At 74.4% G+C, this 17022-nt stretch carries 15 protein-coding genes; 6 read left to right on the forward strand and 9 right to left on the reverse strand.

The features are described 5' to 3' along the window. Positions 1-96 precede the first annotated feature (96 nt). Entirely contained in the window at positions 97-528 is a 432-nt protein-coding gene (locus ACZ34W_RS29060; protein WP_465608292.1) for a ribosomal maturation YjgA family protein, read from the forward strand. 7 nt (positions 529-535) lie between these two features. On the opposite strand, the gene ACZ34W_RS29065 is transcribed toward ACZ34W_RS29060, so the two are convergent. Then, positions 536-1318 (reverse strand): SGNH/GDSL hydrolase family protein, encoded by a 783-nt coding sequence (locus ACZ34W_RS29065; protein ID WP_329491165.1) that lies wholly within the window; start codon positions 1316-1318, stop codon positions 536-538. 291 nt (positions 1319-1609) lie between these two features. Here ACZ34W_RS29065 and ACZ34W_RS29070 point away from each other — a divergent pair, with 291 nt between their 5' ends. Next, complete coding sequence (locus ACZ34W_RS29070; RefSeq protein WP_465608294.1) at positions 1610-2512, forward strand: MBL fold metallo-hydrolase; 903 nt, start codon at positions 1610-1612, stop codon at positions 2510-2512. Positions 2513-2807: 295 nt separating this feature from the next. Continuing rightward, positions 2808-3635 (forward strand): dimethylargininase, encoded by an 828-nt coding sequence (gene ddaH / locus ACZ34W_RS29075; RefSeq protein WP_465608296.1) that lies wholly within the window; start codon positions 2808-2810, stop codon positions 3633-3635. Positions 3636-3747: 112 nt separating this feature from the next. On the opposite strand, the gene ACZ34W_RS29080 is transcribed toward ddaH, so the two are convergent. The 3 genes from ACZ34W_RS29080 to ACZ34W_RS29090 form a co-directional block, all read right to left on the reverse strand. Further along, positions 3748-4962 carry a globin domain-containing protein gene (locus ACZ34W_RS29080; protein ID WP_465608298.1) on the reverse strand — a complete coding sequence of 405 codons (1215 nt, stop codon included), beginning with the start codon at positions 4960-4962 and terminating at the stop codon, positions 3748-3750. Positions 4963-5049: 87 nt separating this feature from the next. Beyond that, positions 5050-5493, reverse strand: a complete 444-nt coding sequence (locus ACZ34W_RS29085) for an RrF2 family transcriptional regulator (RefSeq protein ID WP_359807808.1) — start codon at positions 5491-5493, stop codon at positions 5050-5052. Positions 5494-5655: 162 nt separating this feature from the next. Beyond that, complete coding sequence (locus ACZ34W_RS29090) at positions 5656-7119, reverse strand: MFS transporter (protein ID WP_465608301.1); 1464 nt, start codon at positions 7117-7119, stop codon at positions 5656-5658. Positions 7120-7539: 420 nt separating this feature from the next. Here ACZ34W_RS29090 and ACZ34W_RS29095 point away from each other — a divergent pair, with 420 nt between their 5' ends. Further along, positions 7540-8118, forward strand: coding sequence for a TetR/AcrR family transcriptional regulator (locus ACZ34W_RS29095; RefSeq protein ID WP_329491171.1), 579 nt, complete (start codon positions 7540-7542; stop codon positions 8116-8118). A gap of 121 nt (positions 8119-8239) precedes the next feature. Beyond that, a complete protein-coding gene (locus ACZ34W_RS29100; RefSeq protein WP_465608303.1) occupies positions 8240-10123 on the forward strand; it encodes a serine/threonine-protein kinase in 1884 nt (627 codons plus the stop codon). Positions 10124-10198: 75 nt separating this feature from the next. Here ACZ34W_RS29100 and ACZ34W_RS29105 read toward each other — a convergent pair whose 3' ends face one another. The 5 genes from ACZ34W_RS29105 to ACZ34W_RS29125 form a co-directional block, all read right to left on the reverse strand. Continuing rightward, a complete protein-coding gene (locus tag ACZ34W_RS29105; protein WP_465608305.1) occupies positions 10199-12232 on the reverse strand; it encodes a SpoIIE family protein phosphatase in 2034 nt (677 codons plus the stop codon). Between the two features lie 264 nt (positions 12233-12496). Beyond that, a complete protein-coding gene (locus tag ACZ34W_RS29110) occupies positions 12497-13564 on the reverse strand; it encodes a polyprenyl synthetase family protein (protein ID WP_465608312.1) in 1068 nt (355 codons plus the stop codon). A gap of 352 nt (positions 13565-13916) precedes the next feature. Further along, positions 13917-15422 (reverse strand): hypothetical protein, encoded by a 1506-nt coding sequence (locus ACZ34W_RS29115; protein WP_465608307.1) that lies wholly within the window; start codon positions 15420-15422, stop codon positions 13917-13919. Between the two features lie 105 nt (positions 15423-15527). Continuing rightward, positions 15528-15833 (reverse strand): hypothetical protein, encoded by a 306-nt coding sequence (locus ACZ34W_RS29120; protein WP_465608309.1) that lies wholly within the window; start codon positions 15831-15833, stop codon positions 15528-15530. A gap of 253 nt (positions 15834-16086) precedes the next feature. After that, complete coding sequence (locus ACZ34W_RS29125) at positions 16087-16416, reverse strand: ArsR/SmtB family transcription factor (protein ID WP_329491176.1); 330 nt, start codon at positions 16414-16416, stop codon at positions 16087-16089. A gap of 99 nt (positions 16417-16515) precedes the next feature. On the opposite strand from ACZ34W_RS29125, the gene ACZ34W_RS29130 reads away from it, so the two are divergent. Then, positions 16516-16827: a putative quinol monooxygenase gene (locus ACZ34W_RS29130; protein WP_329491177.1), complete on the forward strand. Its 312-nt coding sequence runs from the start codon at positions 16516-16518 to the stop codon at positions 16825-16827. Positions 16828-17022 lie beyond the last annotated feature (195 nt).

Genomic DNA, 17022 nt, shown 5'->3' on the forward strand with positions numbered 1-17022 from the left:
CGACCGGGACCACCAAGGATTCTCCGTCCCCCACCGACCGGGCGCCACCGCGGCACCGGGTGGTCCCCGGCTCGCGACACCCCCTAGGGTGGCCCGATGGGTGAGCTTCGGGGGAGTGGCGGGGTCCGGGCGGTGGCCGGGGTGGCGGCGGTGCTGGTAGTGGGGGCCGGGCTCGGGGTGCGGGCGGTCGGCGGGGGCGAGTTCGCCAAGTACGCGGGCGACGCGCTGTACACGGTGCTGGTGTACGCCCTGGTGGTGCTCGTCGCGCCGCGGCTGCGTCCGGTGGCCGCCGGTGCGGTGGCGGCGGGGCTGAGCTGGGCGGTGGAGCTGTTCCAGCTCACCGGCGTCCCCGACGACCTGGCGCGGCGCAGCACGGTGGCCCGGCTGGTGCTCGGGTCCACCTTCAACGCGCCGGACCTCTGCTGGTACCTGGTCGGCGCGGCGGCCGCCGCGCTGCTGCACGCGGGGGCGGCCCGGCTGGTGCGGTCCGCTTCCGTGGGGAGGGGGACCGCACCCGGCCGGGCCTGACGATCCGTCAGAGCGGGAGCAGCTCCGGCCGCTTCGCCTCGACGTGGTCGCCGGAGGACTCGCCGCGCAGTCGGCGGCCGACCCACGGCAGCAGGAACTCGCGCGCCCACTGGAGGTTCTCCCGGCGCTGGTCGGCGGCGGACTGGTACGGCAGGACCGGCCAGGGCGCCTCCGGGTCCTGCTCGGTGCGCAGGCCCAGCGAGCGGGCGGCCAGCAGGGCGACCCGCTGGTGGCCGTCGGGCGAGAGGTGCAGGCGGTCCTCGCTCCACGCCCGGCGGTCCTGCACCGCGCGCAGTGACCAGAGGTCCGCGACCTTGCAGCCGTTGCGGTCGGCGACGGCCCGCATGTGGCCGTTGTACGTGGCGATCTTGCCGCGCAGGTGCTTCAGCAGCGGCACGCCCCGGGTGTCGAAGCCGGTGCAGATGAGCACCGTCCCGGCGGACTCGGTGAGTTGGACGATGGCGCGCTCGAAGCGCTCGGCGACCTCGTCCGGGTCGCTGCCGGGTCGCAGGATGTCGTTGCCGCCGGCGCAGAAGGTCACCAGGTCCGGCTGGATGCGCCGGACCTGCGGCACCTGTTCCGCCGTGACCTGGTCGAGCAGCCGGCCCCGCACCGCGAGGTTGGCGTAGCGGAACTCGCCCGGCGGGCGTCCGTCGGCGAGCAGGCCGGCGAGCCGGTCGGCCCAGCCGGCGAAGGCGCCGCCGACGCCGGGGTCGTTGAGCCCCTCGGTGAAGCTGTCCCCGAGGGCCGCGTACGAACTGAGGTCAAGAGTCTCCTGGAGGTTCGGCATGAAGGAGATAGTTCACTGTCTCAAGTGACCTACGCCACCGTAGGTGGCCCCCGGGGGGACGTGAGATGGGCCACGTACGGATTCAGCAGGTTCCGGGAATATCGCGGGGGGCGGGGCGCGCCGGGGGCGGCGGGCGGTCGAACCGACCTGATGGACCGTCAGGGCGGTGAGCCAGATAGCTCCGTCGGAGAAATGACAGGATCGTGACCCCCTTCCGCTTCCGGTCCGCCGGTGCCCACCCTGGAAGGGCCCCGCCGTTCGGCGGGCGCCCCGCCACAGGAGGGCGCAAGCATGACCGACACCGATCCCCTCACCGCGTCCAGGACCCCCGGAACGGGCTGGTACGTCGACGACCGCTGCACCAACTGCGACGTCGCCCGCCAGCTCGCCCCCGATCTGATCCACGAGCGCGACGGCCGCTCCGAGGTCGTCCGCCCGCCCCGCGACGAGGCCGAGCTGCGGCAGCTGTACGCCGCCGCCCACGCCTGCCCCACCCGTTCCGTCCGCCTCCGCGGCCGGCCGCTCGACCCGGCACGGGACCCGTTCCCGCTCGCGCTCGACGAGGACCTGCTGCTGTGCGGCCACAACTCCCAGCACACCGCCGGCGCCAACGCGTACCTGCTGCGCCGGCCCGGCGGGTACCTGATGGTGGACACGCCCCGGTACGCCGAACCGCTGGCAGCCCGCTACGAGGCGCTCGGCCCGGTGACCGACGTGCTGCTCACCCATCGCGACCACGCGGCGCACGGCCGCGCGTACGCCGACCGGTTCGGCGCGCGGCTCTGGATCCACGAGGGGGACCTCGGCGCCGCGCCCGACGCCGACCGGGTGCTGCGCGGCCGGGAACCCGTGGAGATCGCCCCCGGGGTCGTGGCCCACCCGTTCCCCGGGCACACCCTGGGCAGCGTCCTGTACGTGGCCGACGACCGGTACTGCTTCAGCGGCGACAGCTTCTACTGGTCGCGCACCACCGGCGACCTGGAGGTGGCCGACGGGGTCACCTGGTACTCGATGGAGGAGCTGGCGGCCTCGCTCGCCCGCGGCGTCGGGCGCCTGCGCTTCGAGTGGGTGCTTCCGGGGCACGGCGACCGGCGGCGGATGCCGGCCGAGGAGGCCGGCCGGCGGCTGCGGGCGCTGGCCGAGCGGTGCGCCGGGCTGCGGACGAGGCCGGTCGACTTCGTCCTGCGCTGGTAGGCCGGCGGCCGGGCGGCGGCGCCCCGGCGTCGTGACGGAGCCTCCGCGCACCCGCGCCCCGGTGCCCGGCGCCCCCGTGCGCCGGGGTGCGCGCCGGGTGCGCGGGGTGTTGCACCCGGCGATGGTGTCCGCTCATGTGTGCGAACGGATTCGCGTGGGCAGCCGCCCTCTGAGGTGCGATACGCACCGGCACGCCCCCACGTGCTCCGGTACCCGAGGCCGCGTTCTCCACCGCCCCGGCGCCCCAGCGCACAGCATCCCGATCCCAGCAGTCCCGGACGGCGGAGGTAGCCGCATGCCGAACCGAACCCCGGAGCGCACCGCGAGGCCGCGGCGCTACCTGATGTGCCGGCCGACGCACTTCACCGTCGACTACGCGATCAACCCCTGGATGGACCCGGCCCGACCGACCGACACCGAGCTCGCCGTCCGCCAGTGGGAGCGGCTCTGTTCGATCTACCGGCGGCTCGGCCACACCGTCGAGCTGATCGAGCCGGTGCCGGGCCTGCCCGACATGGTCTACACCGCCAACGGGGCCACCGTCCTGGACGGCCGGGCCCTGGTCGCGACCTTCCGGCACCCCGAGCGGGCCGGCGAGTCCGACGCCCACGAGGCGTGGTTCCGGTCCGCCGGCTACCGCGAGGTCCACCGGGCCGGGCACGTCAACGAGGGGGAGGGCGACCACCTGGTGGTGGGCCGCCGGGTGCTGGCCGGCACCGGGTTCCGTACCGATCCGGCGGCGCACGCCGAGGCCCGGGCCCTGTTCGGGGTCCAGGTGCTCGGCCTGACCCTGGTCGACCCGCGCTTCTACCACCTGGACACCGCGCTCGCCGTCCTCGGCGACGACCACGTCATGTACTACCCCGAGGCCTTCACGCCCGACAGCCAGGCGCTGCTGCGCAGCCTCTACCCCGACGCGATCCTCGCCGACCGAGCGGACGCCGAGGTGTTCGGCCTCAACGCGGTCTCGGACGGGCGGCGGGTCCTGCTGCCGGAGGCCGCCAAGGCGCTGGCCGGCCGGCTGGCCGAGCACGGCTACGACCCGGTGCCGGTGGACGTCTCCGAGCTGCTCAAGGGCGGCGGCGGCGCCAAGTGCTGCACCCTGGAGCTGCGGCCGGCCTGAGTGCCCCCGGCCGTCCGCTGAGCGCCCCCGGCCGTCCGGAAGGCACTCGGGCCGGGGTCACTCGGGCAGCGGTGGTCCGGTCAGTGGTCGCTCAGGCAGTGGCCGCCGGGGCTCAGGCGTCCTGTCCCAGCCAGAGGTCGGGGCCGAACACCTCGTAGTGGATGTCGGCGGCCGCCACGCCCGCGGTGAGCAGCTGGGCCCGCACCGAGCGCAGGAAGGGCAGCGGCCCGCACAGGTAGGCGACGGTCCCGGCCGGGACCGGCACCGTCGAGAGGTCGACCAGGCCGGTGCGCTCGGCGGGCCAGTCGCCCACCGGCCGCTCGTAGAAGACGTGCGCGACGGCGTTCGGCAGCTCGGCGGTGAGCCGGTCGAGCTCGGCCCGGAAGGCGTGCGCGTGCTGGTCCCGGTCGCCGTGCACGGAGATCACCGTCCGGGGGGAGCCGGTGGCGGCGAGGTGGTCCAGCATGGCCGTCATCGGCGTGTTGCCGATTCCGGCCGAGGCCAGCAGCACCGGTCCGGCGCCGTCGGCGAGGGTGAGGTCGCCGAGCGGCGGGGCGAGTTCGACGACGTCGCCGGTGTGCAGGTGGTCGTGCAGGTGGTTGGACACCTCGCCGGCCGGTGCCCCGTCGGCCCCGGCATCGACCCGCTTGACGGTGAACCGGAGCGCGCCGCCGGAGCTCCCCGAGAGGCTGTACTGGCGGATCTGCCGGGCGCCGTCCGCCATCGTCGCGTGCACCGAGACGTACTGGCCGGGCCGTGCGGGCGGGACGGGGCCGCCGTCGGCGGGGCGGACCAGGTAGGTGGTCACGTCGTCGGTCTCCCGGCGCCGGGCGATCACGGTGAAGCGGCGCCAGAGGTCGTCCGGGTCGCCCGACTGCGCGGCGGCGGTCTCGGCGCGCAGCCGGTCCTCGATGGCGATCAGCGCGTTGGCCATCAGCCAGTACACCTCGTCCCAGGCGGCGGCGACCTCCGGGGTGACGGCCTCGCCGAGCACCTCGACGATGGCGGCGAACAGGTACTTCTGGACGATCGGGTACTCGTCGTTCCGGATGCCGACCGAGACGTGCTTCTGGGCGATCCGGGCGAGCATGGCGTCCGGCCGCAGGTCGGGGTGGGTGATCAGGGCGGACGCGAAGGCGGCTATCGAGCCGGCCAACGCCTGCCGCTGGGTGCCGTTGGCCTGGTTGCCCCGGTTGAACCGGTCGCGCAGCAGCTCCGGGTGGTCGGCGAAGAGCGTGTCGTAGAAGAGCGGCGTGATCTCACCGATCGCGCCGCCCACGGCGGGCAGGGTGGCTTCGACGATCTCGGCGGACTTGGCGGACAGCATGGGGCTCACTCCGAACTGGCATCTGAAATGCGCATTAAAGGTCGTGCGGAGGCGCGACCCGGCGGGTCGGTGAACGGGGGTGTGGGGTCAGCCGGCGGGTCTGCCGGAGAGGCTCAGCAGGACCGGCCCGGTGGGCGGGCCGACCAGGTCGTCGATCGAGAGCGGATCGAGCGAGGCGAAGAACGCCTCCTGCGCGGTCCGCAGCGCCCCGCGCAGCCGGCAGGCGGCCCGTAGCGGGCAGGGCGGCTCGTCCTCGCAGCCGACCACGTCGCCGACGCCCTCCAGCTCGCGCACCAGCACCCCGAGCGAGCCGGTCCGGCCGGCGGAGGTGAGCGCGAGGCCCCCGCCCCGCCCGCGCCTCGCCTCGACCGCACCGAGGTGCTGGAGCCGGCTGACGACCTTGGCGGCGTGGGTGTACGGCACGCCCACCGACTCGGCCACCTCGCGGGTGGTCGGGTTCGCGTCCTCGTCGAGGACCGCCAGCCGCATGGCGATGCGGAGGGCGATGTCGGTGCTCTTGGTCAGCCTCACGCCCGGCAGGCTATCGAATGCGAATCCTGGAATCCAATTTGGGGTGCGCCCTCGGCGCCCGGGTGGAGCGCCCGGGTGGAGCTGCACCCGGTGGCACACGGACGCGCCCCGCCGGGAGCCGGCGGGGCGCGTGGTGGGCGGCGGGGCGGGCGGGTGACCCGGTCAGCTCCGGACCGCCTCCGGCCGGGCCGGCGCGCCCGCGACCGGGTCGGCGGCGGCCGGGCCGCCGATCACGAACGGTGCGGGCCGACGGGCCGGGACGAGCAGGGCGGCGACGGCCGCCGCCAGGCAGAAGGCGGCGAGCAGGGCGAACCCGTGGGTGTAGCCCGATTCGTAGGGGTGGCCGGAGGGCTGCAGGTGGCCGGTGACCAGGCTGGTCATCAGCGCGGCGCCGATGGAGCCGCCGATGGTGCGGATGTTGGCGTTCATGCCGGTGGCCGCGCCGGTCTGCGCGGCGGGCACGCTCTGGACGATGAGGTTGCTCATCGAGGCGAAGGCGAGGCCGATGCCGAGCCCGAAGACCCCCGCCGCCAGGGCGACCTGCCACGGCCGGTCGTGCCAGGCGGCGAGCATCGCGCAGGCGGCCGAGCCGAAGACGGCGCCCGCGGTCAGCTGGGCCTTGGCGGGGAACCGGCCGGCGAGGCGCCCGCTGAGGATCCCGGCCACGAACATGGTGACCAGCATGGGCAGCATCAGCAGCCCCGCGCCGGTGATGCTCGACCCGAAGCCGTAGCCGGCCGAGGTCGGCGTCTGCGCGAAGCCGGGGAGGAAGGCCCAGACCGCGTACATGCCGCCGCCGAAGAGCAGGGCGGCGGTGTTGGTCGTCCAGACCGCCGGGAGGCGCATGATCCGCAGGTCGATCAGCGGGTTGCGCGAGCGGGCCTCGACCAGGGCCCAGAGGCCGAACAGGACGACGGCCGCGACCAGCAGGCCGATCACCGTGTTGGAGCCCCAACCCCACTTCGAGGCCTGGCTGATGGGCAGCAGCAGGGCCACCAGCCAGCCGGAGAGGAGGACGGCGCCGAGCCAGTTGACACTGCCCGCGCCGCCGGCGCCCTCGGCGCGCTTGGGCGACTCCGGGACGTAGCGCTGGGCGATCACGGCGGTGACGGCGACGATGATCACCGGGAACCAGAAGAGCCAGCGGTAGTCCAGCGCGCCGACGATCGGTCCGGCCAGGACCATGCCGAGGCCGCTGCCCACCGCGATGACGGCGGACAGGTTGCTGATGCCGGTCGCCACCCGGGAGGCGGGGAACTCGTCGCGGATGATGCCGAAGGACAGCGGGAAGAGTGCGCCGGCGATGCCCTGGATGACCCGGGCGATGATCAGGACGGTGATGTTGGGAGCCAGGGCGGCGACCAGGCAGCCCACCAGGAGCGCGCCGAGCGCGGCGACCAGGGTGCGCTTCTTGCCGACCAGGTCGCCCACCCGGCCGAGGATCGGCGTGAAGATCGAGGCGGAGAGCAGGTAGGCGGTCATCACCCAGGTGACGGTGGCCTGCGAGGTGTTCATCGCGTGCTGGACGGTGGGCAGGGCGGGCGTGATCAGCGACTGGAGCAGGGCGAACACGCCCGCGCCGGTCGCGAGGACGCCGAAGGTGAGGCGATTGGACGGGCGGCTCATCGAACCTTCTCGGGGCATGGGGCGCGCAAGGGGAGCGCGCCCACGGGCTGCGGGCGGAAGCGCTGTGCGTGGTGCTTGCTGTGCGTGGTGCGTGGTGCGTGGTGCGTGGTGCGTGGTGTGCTGTGTGCTGGGTGGCGCGCGCTGTGCGGTGCCGGCGCCGGTGCGGTCGGAGCTGTGGTGCGTACCGCCGGAGGCGCGGCGAAGTGCGAGGTGTGGAGAACGGGCCAACAGGGCCGGTGCGTACGGCGCGGGCCGGCGGGTGCGCTCGGGATCCGGTGCCGGATCGACGGACGTGCTGGTGCCTCCACCGGGTGTGCCGGCAGGGGCGGGGACAGGACCTCACTGCTAAAGTTGAGGCATGCCTCCAGATTAGCGGAGGCGTACCTCCGCTTCAACCCGGTGTCCGAAAAGAGAGCCCCAGTGACGGAACAGGTCGTGGTCGGCGAGTTTGTGGCGGCCCAGCGCCCGCGCCGCGCCGATGCCGCGCGCAACTTCGACGCGCTGCTGGTCGCCGCCCGCGAGGCCTTCGCCGAGCACGGCGCCGAGGCCTCGCTGGAGGACATCGCCCGGCGGGCCGGCGTCGGCATCGGCACCCTCTACCGCAACTTCCCCACCCGTCGGCACCTCTTCGAGACGGTCTACGCCAACGAGGTCAATGAACTGAGCCTGGCCGCAGGGGAGTTGTCGGGCGAGTCGCCCTGGGAGGCGCTGACCGGCTGGCTGCGCAGGTTCGTCGCCTACACCCTGACCAAGCGGGCGATCCGCGAGGCGCTGGAGGGGGAGGAGTCGGACATCTTCCTGGCCTGCCGGCAGTCGATGTTCGACGCGAGCGCACCGCTGCTCAGGCGCGCGCAGGACGCGGGGGTGGCGCGGGCGGACATGTCCATCGACGACCTGCTGCGCCTCGTCTCGGGTGTCAGCTCGGTCGCGTTCCCCGACGAGGAACAGCGCGACCGCGTCCTGGCCATCGCCCTGGACGGCGTGCGGACCACCGCCTGACCGGCGACCGGCGCTCCCCGGCGGGCCGTTCGCACCCGCCCGCTCGCCCGCGACCGGGGAGAACCGGGTGCGGGCCGTCCCGGCCACCGGCGTGTCGGCGGCGTCTCCTACGATGACGGGCATGAACGCTGACGGGTCGGACGCACGGCTCATCGACGGCCGGTTCGAGCTGCTGCAACGACTCGGCGGCGGAGGCATGGGCCTGGTCTGGCGCGCCCGGGACAACGCGCTCCACCGCGAGGTGGCGCTCAAGGAGGTCCGCCCGCCCGACCCGGCGATGGCGGCCGCCAACCCCGAGGACGCGTTGGAGCTGCGCGAGCGGGTGCTCCGCGAGGCGCGCTCCCTGGCGCGGCTCCAGCACCCGAACGTGGTGATCATCCATCACATCGTCGACACCGCCGACCATCCGCACCCCTGGCTCGTGATGGAGCTGGTCACCGGCGGCAGCCTCGCCGACCGGCTCTCCCGCGGCCCGCTCACCGTGCCCGAGGCGGCCCGGATCGGCCGCGGTGTGCTCTCCGCCCTGCGCGCCGCCCACGCCGCCGGCATCCAGCACCGCGACGTCAAGCCCGGGAACGTACTTCTGCGCCCGGACGGCACGCCCGTCCTCACCGACTTCGGCATCGCCGCCATGCAGGGCGCCACCGCCCTGACCAGCACCGGGGCCCTGATCGGCTCGCCCGAGTACATCGCCCCCGAGCGGATCCGCGGGGCGGAGGGCGACCCGTCGTCCGACCTGTGGTCGCTCGGCATGATGCTGTACGTCGCGGTCGAGGGCCACCACCCGCTGCGCCGCGCCACCACGCTCGCCACCCTCGCGGCCGTCCTGGACGAGCCGCTGCCGCCGCCGGCGCGGGCGGGGCAGCTCGCCCCGGTGCTGGCGGCCGTGCTCGCCAGGGATCCGGCGGTCCGTCCGAACGCGGAGCAGCTCGACCAGGCGCTCGCGGCCGCGGAGGCCGGGGCCGCCCCGGGCCCGGCCTCCGGTCCGGTGGCCTGGTCGCCGACGGGTCTGGACCTCCCGCGGCCCGCGGCGACCCCGTGGCCCGGTGCCGACCCGGCGATGAACGCCTGGACCGGATCCGCGCCCGGATCCGCCCCCGGCACCGGGGGCGGTCCCGGGTACGACAGCGGCTCCGGCGCCGGTCCCGGGTACGGCCACGGGTACGGCTACGGCGCCGCCCCGGCCGACACGTTCGGTCACCCCGGCGCTGCCGGGCCGGGCCGCCCCGGCTTCCCCGGGCACCCGGTCGACGCGGTCCCGGCGGACGCCGTCCCGACCGGCGCGACCACGCACGGCCCGGCGGCCCCGGTGCCTCGGGGCGGGCGGGCGCGGGCGGTCACCCTCTCGGTCGTCGCCGTCGCACTGGCGGGTGCCCTCACCTGGACCCTCCTGCCCGACTCGGGCGCCGAGAACGACGCGGGCGCCGCCCCGGGCCCGTCGGCGTCCGGCCCGGCGGCGACCGGCAGCACGGGCCCCACCACCCCCGCCGCCGCGTCGACCGCGCCCGAGCCGGCCGCCGCCCCGTCGGTGACGGCCAAGACCGCGCCCCCGTCCGCCGTCCCCCCGGACTTCCTCACCCCGGCCGGGGTCCGCACGACGGTCGAGGCCTTCCGCCCGTCGCTGGCGGATTCCAAGATCACCCAGCTCACGGTCTACCCCACCTACGCGAGCGCCGAGGGGCCGACCGCGGCCGACCCGACGGTGTTCGACCGGCTCAACTACCGCGACGGCAAGGTCACCCGCACCCCGGGCGGCACCATGACGTCCCGTCAGAAGACCGTCGACCTGCGGAGCTACGACTGGGACATCATCCCGGCCCTGCTCCAGAAGGCCCAGGACACCCTCAACGTCCCCAACCCGACCAGCCGTTACCTCATCATCGGTCCGGACAGCTCCGACGGCACGCCCAGCATCAAGGTCTACCTGTCCGGCGAGTACGGCGGCGGCTACCTCTCCGCCGACACCAAGGGCACCGTGAAGCGGTCGTTCCCGCGCGGCAGTTGAGCGCGGCGCCCGGCGGCAGCGCCTGAGCGCGGTCCCCGAGACCGGTACCCGAGCGGCACCCGAGCCGCGCCGGCCTCAGACGGGCGGCGCGGCCAGTGCGCGGAAGGCCAGCAGGGCGATGTCGTCCCGGGTCTCGGCGACCTGGGCGAGCACGTGGTCGCAGAGTTCGTCCAGCGGCCGGTGGCCGACCGCGCCCGCCGCCTGCGCCAGCCGGTCCAGGCCGACGGTCAGGTTCTCCCCGGGCACCTCGACCAGCCCGTCGGTGTAGAGGAGCACGGTGTCCCCGGGCGCGATCCCGGTGCTGTGGGTGTGGCGCCGCTCGGCGGGGGCCACGCAGAGCGGCACGTCGGTCTCCTCGGTCACCAGGAAGCGCGGCTCGCCCGAGGCGGGTACCAGCAGTGGCGGCGGGTGCCCGGCGTTCGACCAGGTCATCCGCCAGCCGTCGCCGACCCGGGTCAGGTTCAGGTGGACGGCGGTGGCGAAGGCGGCCACGCCGAGGCCGTCGGCGGCCGTGTCGAGCGCGGCGAGGGTGTCGGCCGGGGTGTGCAGATGAGTGCGGTTGTAGGCGACCGACCGCAGCATGCTGCGCAGCTGCCCCATGGTGGTGGCCGCGGTGAGGTCGTGCCCGGCCACGTCGCCGATGGTCAGGGCGAGCGAGCCGTCTGGCAGCAGGAAGGCGTCGTACCAGTCGCCGCCGACCTCGGCCGCCCGGTTGCCGGGCTGGTAGCGGGCGGCGAGCTCGGCGCCGAGGACGACCGGCGGGGCGGTGAGCAGCGCCCGTTGGAGGACGAGTGCCACCTGCCGGGTGCGCTGGAGCTCCAGGGTCTGGCGCAGCGTGGCCTGGGCGCGCTGGAGGACGTCCTGGAGCAGGTCGATGTCCGGCCGGCCGGGCGGCGGGGTGTCCTCGCAGCCGGCCGCCGCGGCGAGGGCGACGGTGATGCCGTCGATGACGATCGGCAGCAGGGTGAGGCTGGTGGCGCGGGCCCGGGTGAGCCACTGGGCCGACTCCCGGGGGACGACGCCCGGGGGGATCTCGCCGACCGGGAAGGTCAGGAGCGCGGGGGCCTGGCGGGCGACGACCCGCAGGGCGGCCGGCCCGAGCCGGTAGCTCTGCTGGCGCAGCGCGGGCAGCGGAGGCAGGCCGGGCCGGGCGGTGGAGGCGATCCGGGTGCCGAGGATCTCGTCGGGCCGGGTGGCGTGCTCGCGGGTGGAGAGCAGGAACACCGTGCAGGCGTCGGTGAGCTCCGGGACGACGAGGTCCGCGACGGCGGCGAAGGCGTCGTCCGGGCGGGCGGTCTCGGTCACCGCGAGGGCCCCGGCGAGCAGCCGCTCGCGGAGCCGGTTGCGCCAGCGGTCCTCGATGTCGGAGGTGGCCCCGACCCACTCCACCGGCCGGCCCTCGCGGACGATCGGCACCGCGCGGGCGGAGACGTGCCGGTACTCCCCGGTGACGGTGCGCACCCGGAAGGAGTGCTCGAACATGGTCGGCTCGGCGTCCGCCGCCTTCAGCCACTGCTCGGCCAGCCCGGCCCGGTCCCGGGGGTGGATGAGCTCGAACCAGGCCTCGTCCATGGTCTCCCGCCAGGGCTGCCCGGTGAGCCGCTGCCAGCCGGGCACGAGCTCGGCCATGCTGCCGTCCGCGCGGACGATCCAGACCAGCTGGGAGACGGCGGAGATCAGCGCCTCGTACCGCTCCAGGGTGCGCAGGCGGTCGGTGGAGAGCTGTTCGGCCTGCTGGGCGGCGTGCACCTCGGTGGTGGTGTCGATCGCGGCGATCAGGATGCCGGGGCCGAAGCGGGAGGAGATCGGGGAGCAGCTGTAGACGAAGTGCCGGTGGTCGCCGTCACCGTCCCCGGGCCGTTCCACCGTCCGGGGCGTGGTCACCTGGCGGGCGGTGCCGTCGGCGAGGACGTTGTCGAGCGTCTCGAAGAACCGCTCCACCCCGGGTTCGGCGAACAGCTCCCGGACGGGGACCCCGATCGACCGCGGCCCGAACAGCTCGCGGAAGGCGTCGTTGCGGTAGACCAGGCGGTGTTCCCGGCCCGCGGTCAGGGCGATCGCCACGATCGCCCGGTCGAAGACCTCGGGTGTCAGCTGCGGCTCGACCACCCCGTGGTGCCCCCTTGTCCGGTGTTGTGTCGTGCGGCAACCGCGTCCCCGTACCCGGGGTGTCCGGCTGCCTCCGGCCGGCTGCCCTCGGGTCTGCCCTTGCGGCGATCGCCCGCGGCCGTCCTTGGCACGATACGGTCTGGCCGGTACATCTGTACCGTTATGCCACGATTGTCGCCCTTGCCGGGGGTGACGCGTGAGTGCCCGGCGGCCGCGAGTTCGGCCGGGGCCGCCCGGGGCACCCGCTGCGCTCGCCTGCTGCGCTCACCCGGCCGGCAGCACGTTGGACAGCGGGAGGCCCTCGAAGAAGGCCACCGCCTCCTCGCGCCAGTGCGGGCGCCAGCCCGAGGCCTCCCCGGCGGCGGCCTCGGCGCAGCGGCGGATGCCGGCGCGGAGCCTGCCGTCCACGCCCAGCGACCGGGCCAGCTCGCGGACGCGCCCGACCGTCGCCGCGGAGCAGTCCGGATCGCCGAGCGCGGACTCCACCACGGCCCGCTGCGCGTCGTCCGCGGCGGCGAGCAGGGCGCTCACGGCGTAGCTGCGGCGGCCGGACCGGAGGTCGGCGCCGGTCGACTTGCCGGTGGCCGCCTCGTCGCCGAACAGGTCGAGGTAGTCGTCGCGCAGCTGGCCGCCGATGCCGACCAGCGTCGCGTACCGGCGCAGGCGCGCGTCGTGCGCGGCCACGTCCTCGCCGGCCGCCAGCAGGCCCAGCCGCAGTGGGGCGAGGACGGAGTAGCGGGTGGACTTGTACTCGCAGACGGTGTGCAGGAACTCCTCCTCCGGAAGCGCCCGGAAGTCGCGTTCGAGGTCGACGATCTGGCCGGTGACCGTCTCCGCGGCGGCGTTCAGCTGCACCTCCAGCATCGCCTGGCGCAGCTCGGCGGGGACGTCCGCCTCCAGCAGGACGCGCATCGAGAGGAAGGCGGCGAGGTCCCCGGCCAGGACGGCCAGGCCCAGCGCGGTGCGGTCCGCCGCCGGGAACTCCTCGCGGTAGGCGTAGTAGGTGGAGGGGCCGCCCCGGCGTAGCGGCGCGTCGTCGATGATGTCGTCGTGGACGAGCCCGTGCGTCTGGAGCAGTTCGATGCTCAGCGCGGCCTCCGCCAGACCGGGCACCGGCTCGGTGGTCACCAGCCGGGCGGCCTCGTACAGCAGGGCGACCCGCAGCCGCTTGCCGCCGCGCAGCGAGAGGTCCCGCAGCAGCTCCAGGCAGCGGGGGGTGAAGCGGCTGAGCGGTGGCGTGTCGAGGCGCTCCGGCAGGGAGGCGAAGTAGGCCTCGAAACGGAGGTCGAACCGCCGCCGGTGTCCGGCGGCCCGTTCGCGGGCGGCTGCCATGATCGTCTGGTTCACGTGCCCTACCCTCGCACCCCCGCGCCCGGGCCCGCCGACGGGGGCCGGGCGCCTCGCGGGCGGCGCGCGCGGCGCGGCTACGGACAGGCGCGGTTCGTGTCCCGTGGAGCTTTGCCGGGTCGGCCGGGCTCCCCGACCTTCGGCCGGGAGGTGGCCTCGGCACCCTTGCTCCGGCCGCGATCCCGACCTGTCGGCCGCCGCCCGGGTCGGCCCCGGGTGGCCCTGACGCCGAGTCGGGGGAGTGGGAAGTCGGCGGGGCCGACTTCCCGGTCGGCCCCGCGTGCCGACGGCACTTCGCCGAGCTCGATCTCCTCGGCGGCCGGGGGCGCTTCCGCGGCTACTCGGTCCGCCCGCCGAGCCGGTCGCGGAGGAGGAACGCGGCCTCGGCCTCCTCCGCCTCCGACCGACGGGTGTCCTCCTCCCAGACCACGGTTCGGAAGAGTCGGGTGTCCCGCCACTGGGCCAGCGGCCGGTCGAGGTCCTCGTCGTTGGCCTCGTCGAGGTAGCGGCTCGCAGCGGTGTAGACCAACCGGAGTTCGGCGCCCACCACGTGGTACTGGTCGCACTGCGGAAGGAGTTCCCGCTGCATCGGCAGGGTCCTGTCCAGCTCGACGCCACCGAGATAGCTCGGCATCTCCGCCCGCATCAACTCGTCGAGGTCCCCGAGCTGCCCCGTGGTGAGCCCGGTGACGGTCGACACGGCGAGGTTGCGCGAACGGATCAGCGCGGTGAGCCCCGGGACGGTGAGGGACTTCCAGAGCGGGGGCGTGCGGGCGAGCAGGTGCGCGGCGATGTCGCCCGGGGTGGCTCCCGCGGCGAAGGCGGGCCCCGGTGACAGGCTCGCGACGGCCACGCCGAGGTCGCGACGGTACTCCGGGGCGATCCTGGTCGACTGGGTCAGCACGGCGCGGTCGATCTGGCCCGGGATCACCCGGTCCTCGTCGAAGAGCAGGGCGATACCCGTACGGCTCACGGCAGTTCCTTCTCGGGTGCGGGGAATGGCGACCCCTTCCCCGGGGCGGGTGGAGAACTCGTTGCGGAAATCGGCGGCGGTGAGTCCGGCCGGCGTGCGCAGTGCGGACGCGCCCATGTGCTTGAGGTGTGACTGGAACGGGGTCTCGGGCTGGCCGAAGACGAGCGCGGAGACGCGGATCGTGCCGTCGTCCAGGACCGCGGCCACGGTACCGAGGCCGGAGTAGACCAGCGGGTTCCGCGCGGCGTCGTGGAGCGTGCCCGAAGCGGTGGCCGTCGTGAGCCAGTGCGGGTCGAAGGTGATGACGACGCTGCGTCCGCCGATGTCGAAGCGGAGGTGCGGGTCCTTCGCGAGGACTCCGGTGGGCTCCGACGGAGGCATCGTCGGCGGATTGCGGCAGCGCATCCGCGCTTCGAAGGAGACCAGCAGGCCGCGGTGTACGTGGTCGATCGTGCTCTCGCACAGCCTGGTCGCCGACTCGGCGTCCCACGTCTCGAACAACGGTCTGACACGGGAGACGAAGAGCCCGGGGGCCAGCCCCTGGCCCCGGAACGGCTTGGTGGTGTCGAGCTCCGCGTTCCTCGCCGCGCCGAGGATCGCGCTGCCGTCCGAGAGCATCGCGATTCGTGGCAGGTTGACCAGATCGACGCTGGAGAAGCGTGCTCGCCAGCTGTGCGAGGACTTCCGCAGCGCCTCGGCGACGGCCTCGTCGGGAGGGCCGCTCTCCGGTGCCGCGTTCACCACCACGACGTTCACGCCGCCGTGGATGTCCCCCGCCTGAACGGCTGCCCCGGTGACCCGGCCGGAGAGGTCGTTGCGAACGTTCGGCGACGCCTGGTCGTGTGTCGTGCCGTCCCCCGCCGGTTCCACGTCGCTACCTCGCTCGGACTCGCACCGGTCTGCTGGGGCACACACATTACCCACGAGAGGTCGGGTCGGCCGACTTCCTGTGCTCGGGCCGCCGCTCCGGTGGTGTCAGGAGGCGCCGAAGACCTGTTCCAGGGCCTTGCGTGCGGCGAGCCGCCCTGCTTCACGAAACGCGCGGGGGTGGGAGTCGACGGGGTGGACGACCATGGACCGCAGCACGGCCCGGCAGTGGAGGGTGATCCGCCCGTCCTCGGCCAGCACCTCGCGCATGCCCTCGTCGAGCGCTTCGAGGAGTGAGAAGACATCGCGGTAGTCCTCGTCGCCGCCGGCGGGGCCGAAGCGGAACCGGACGTCGTCCGGGAGGGTGAGCTCGAAGCGGGTGGGGCCGGTGCACGGCTCGAAGTCGACCGTCACGACGGCCGCTCCGCCTCCGCACCCGCCGGCCTGCCGGAGGTGCCGCGCCTGCACATCGCGGAGGGGCCGGGGCGGGAAGCGCATCGGTTCTGCGGGCATCCGGCCATCGTAGAGCGGGGCTGCGAGGACCGGTCGCCCCGGCCGCTCCCTGCCAGGGTGACGGCACCCTGTGAGTCAGGGGGAACGCCCGGACGTGCACAGGAAGTCGGCCATACCGACTTCCTGTGCACCGCGTTCTGTGGGCACCGGACCGTCAGCCGTCGCCGGGGGCCTGCGCCTCGGCGGTGAGGAGGGCGAGCAGGCCGGGGAAGCGGGCGTCGATGTCGGTCCGGCGGAGGGCGGCCATCCGGCTGTTCCCCCGGTCGACCTGCCGGATCAGGCCGGCCTCGCGCAGCGCGCGGAAGTGGTGGGTGACGGTGGCCTTCGAGACGGGCAGCGCGAAGGAACTGCAGGTGCGCGCGGTGCCGTCCGGCGAGCAGGCCAGCTCGCGGACCACTCGGCGGCGCAGCGGGTCGGCGAGCGCCGCCAGCACCTTGCCGAGCTCGATCTCCTCGACGGCCGGGTGCCCTTCCTCGTCGGGCATGGGTGACCTCCCTCAGGTACGGCTTGAATCGTACCTCTCGGCAGCGGTACTGTCCCCGAGGTATGAGATTCGTCGTACCTCGGGTGAGGGAGAAATCGCATGGATCAGCTGGTCACGCTCGTCGGGATCGCCCGCCCGAAGCCCGAACGGGCCTTGGAGCTAAAGGAGTTGCTGCTCTCCTTTGTGGCCCCCACCCGGCGGGAGCCGGGCTGCCTGGAGTACCACTTCCACGAGGATCGCGAGGAGCCCGGCGTCTTCGTGTTCTACGAGGCGTGGCGAAGCCAGGCCGACCTCGACGCCCACCTGGCCCTGCCGCACCTGAGCGCCTTCTGGGAGCGGCGGATGGACTACCTGGCCAGTGACCTGGAGATCCGCTTCCTGACGATGCACAGCCCCTACGGCCGGGAGTAGCCCGCCGCCGGCTGCCATTCGGCGGCTGTTATTCGGCGGGGATGCCGCGGAGGAGGAAGGGGAGGTGGGCGCCGCGGGCGAGGGCGTCGAGGGCCTGGGCGACGCGGTGGTGCTGGTCGGGGTCCATGGTGTCGGCGAGGTGGTCGGGGTGGATGAAGTGGAGGCCGGTGATGTGGTGCGGGGGTCGGTGGTGGG

Source organism: Kitasatospora sp. NPDC022856, assembly GCF_055561235.1.

What these genes read in the sequence shown, in the direction of transcription:
- ACZ34W_RS29125 (WP_329491176.1), bottom strand. Translation starts at nt 16,416, where the DNA reads ATGCCCGACGAGGAAGGGCACCCGGCCGTCGAGGAGATCGAGCTCGGC.
- ACZ34W_RS29130 (WP_329491177.1), top strand. Translation starts at nt 16,516, where the DNA reads ATGGATCAGCTGGTCACGCTCGTCGGGATCGCCCGCCCGAAGCCCGAA.
- ACZ34W_RS29080 (WP_465608298.1), bottom strand. Translation starts at nt 4,962, where the DNA reads ATGCTGTCCGCCAAGTCCGCCGAGATCGTCGAAGCCACCCTGCCCGCC.
- ACZ34W_RS29070 (WP_465608294.1), top strand. Translation starts at nt 1,610, where the DNA reads ATGACCGACACCGATCCCCTCACCGCGTCCAGGACCCCCGGAACGGGC.
- ACZ34W_RS29090 (WP_465608301.1), bottom strand. Translation starts at nt 7,119, where the DNA reads ATGAGCCGCCCGTCCAATCGCCTCACCTTCGGCGTCCTCGCGACCGGC.
- ddaH (WP_465608296.1), top strand. Translation starts at nt 2,808, where the DNA reads ATGCCGAACCGAACCCCGGAGCGCACCGCGAGGCCGCGGCGCTACCTG.
- ACZ34W_RS29065 (WP_329491165.1), bottom strand. Translation starts at nt 1,318, where the DNA reads ATGCCGAACCTCCAGGAGACTCTTGACCTCAGTTCGTACGCGGCCCTC.
- ACZ34W_RS29110 (WP_465608312.1), bottom strand. Translation starts at nt 13,564, where the DNA reads ATGGCAGCCGCCCGCGAACGGGCCGCCGGACACCGGCGGCGGTTCGAC.
- ACZ34W_RS29060 (WP_465608292.1), top strand. Translation starts at nt 97, where the DNA reads ATGGGTGAGCTTCGGGGGAGTGGCGGGGTCCGGGCGGTGGCCGGGGTG.
- ACZ34W_RS29100 (WP_465608303.1), top strand. Translation starts at nt 8,240, where the DNA reads ATGAACGCTGACGGGTCGGACGCACGGCTCATCGACGGCCGGTTCGAG.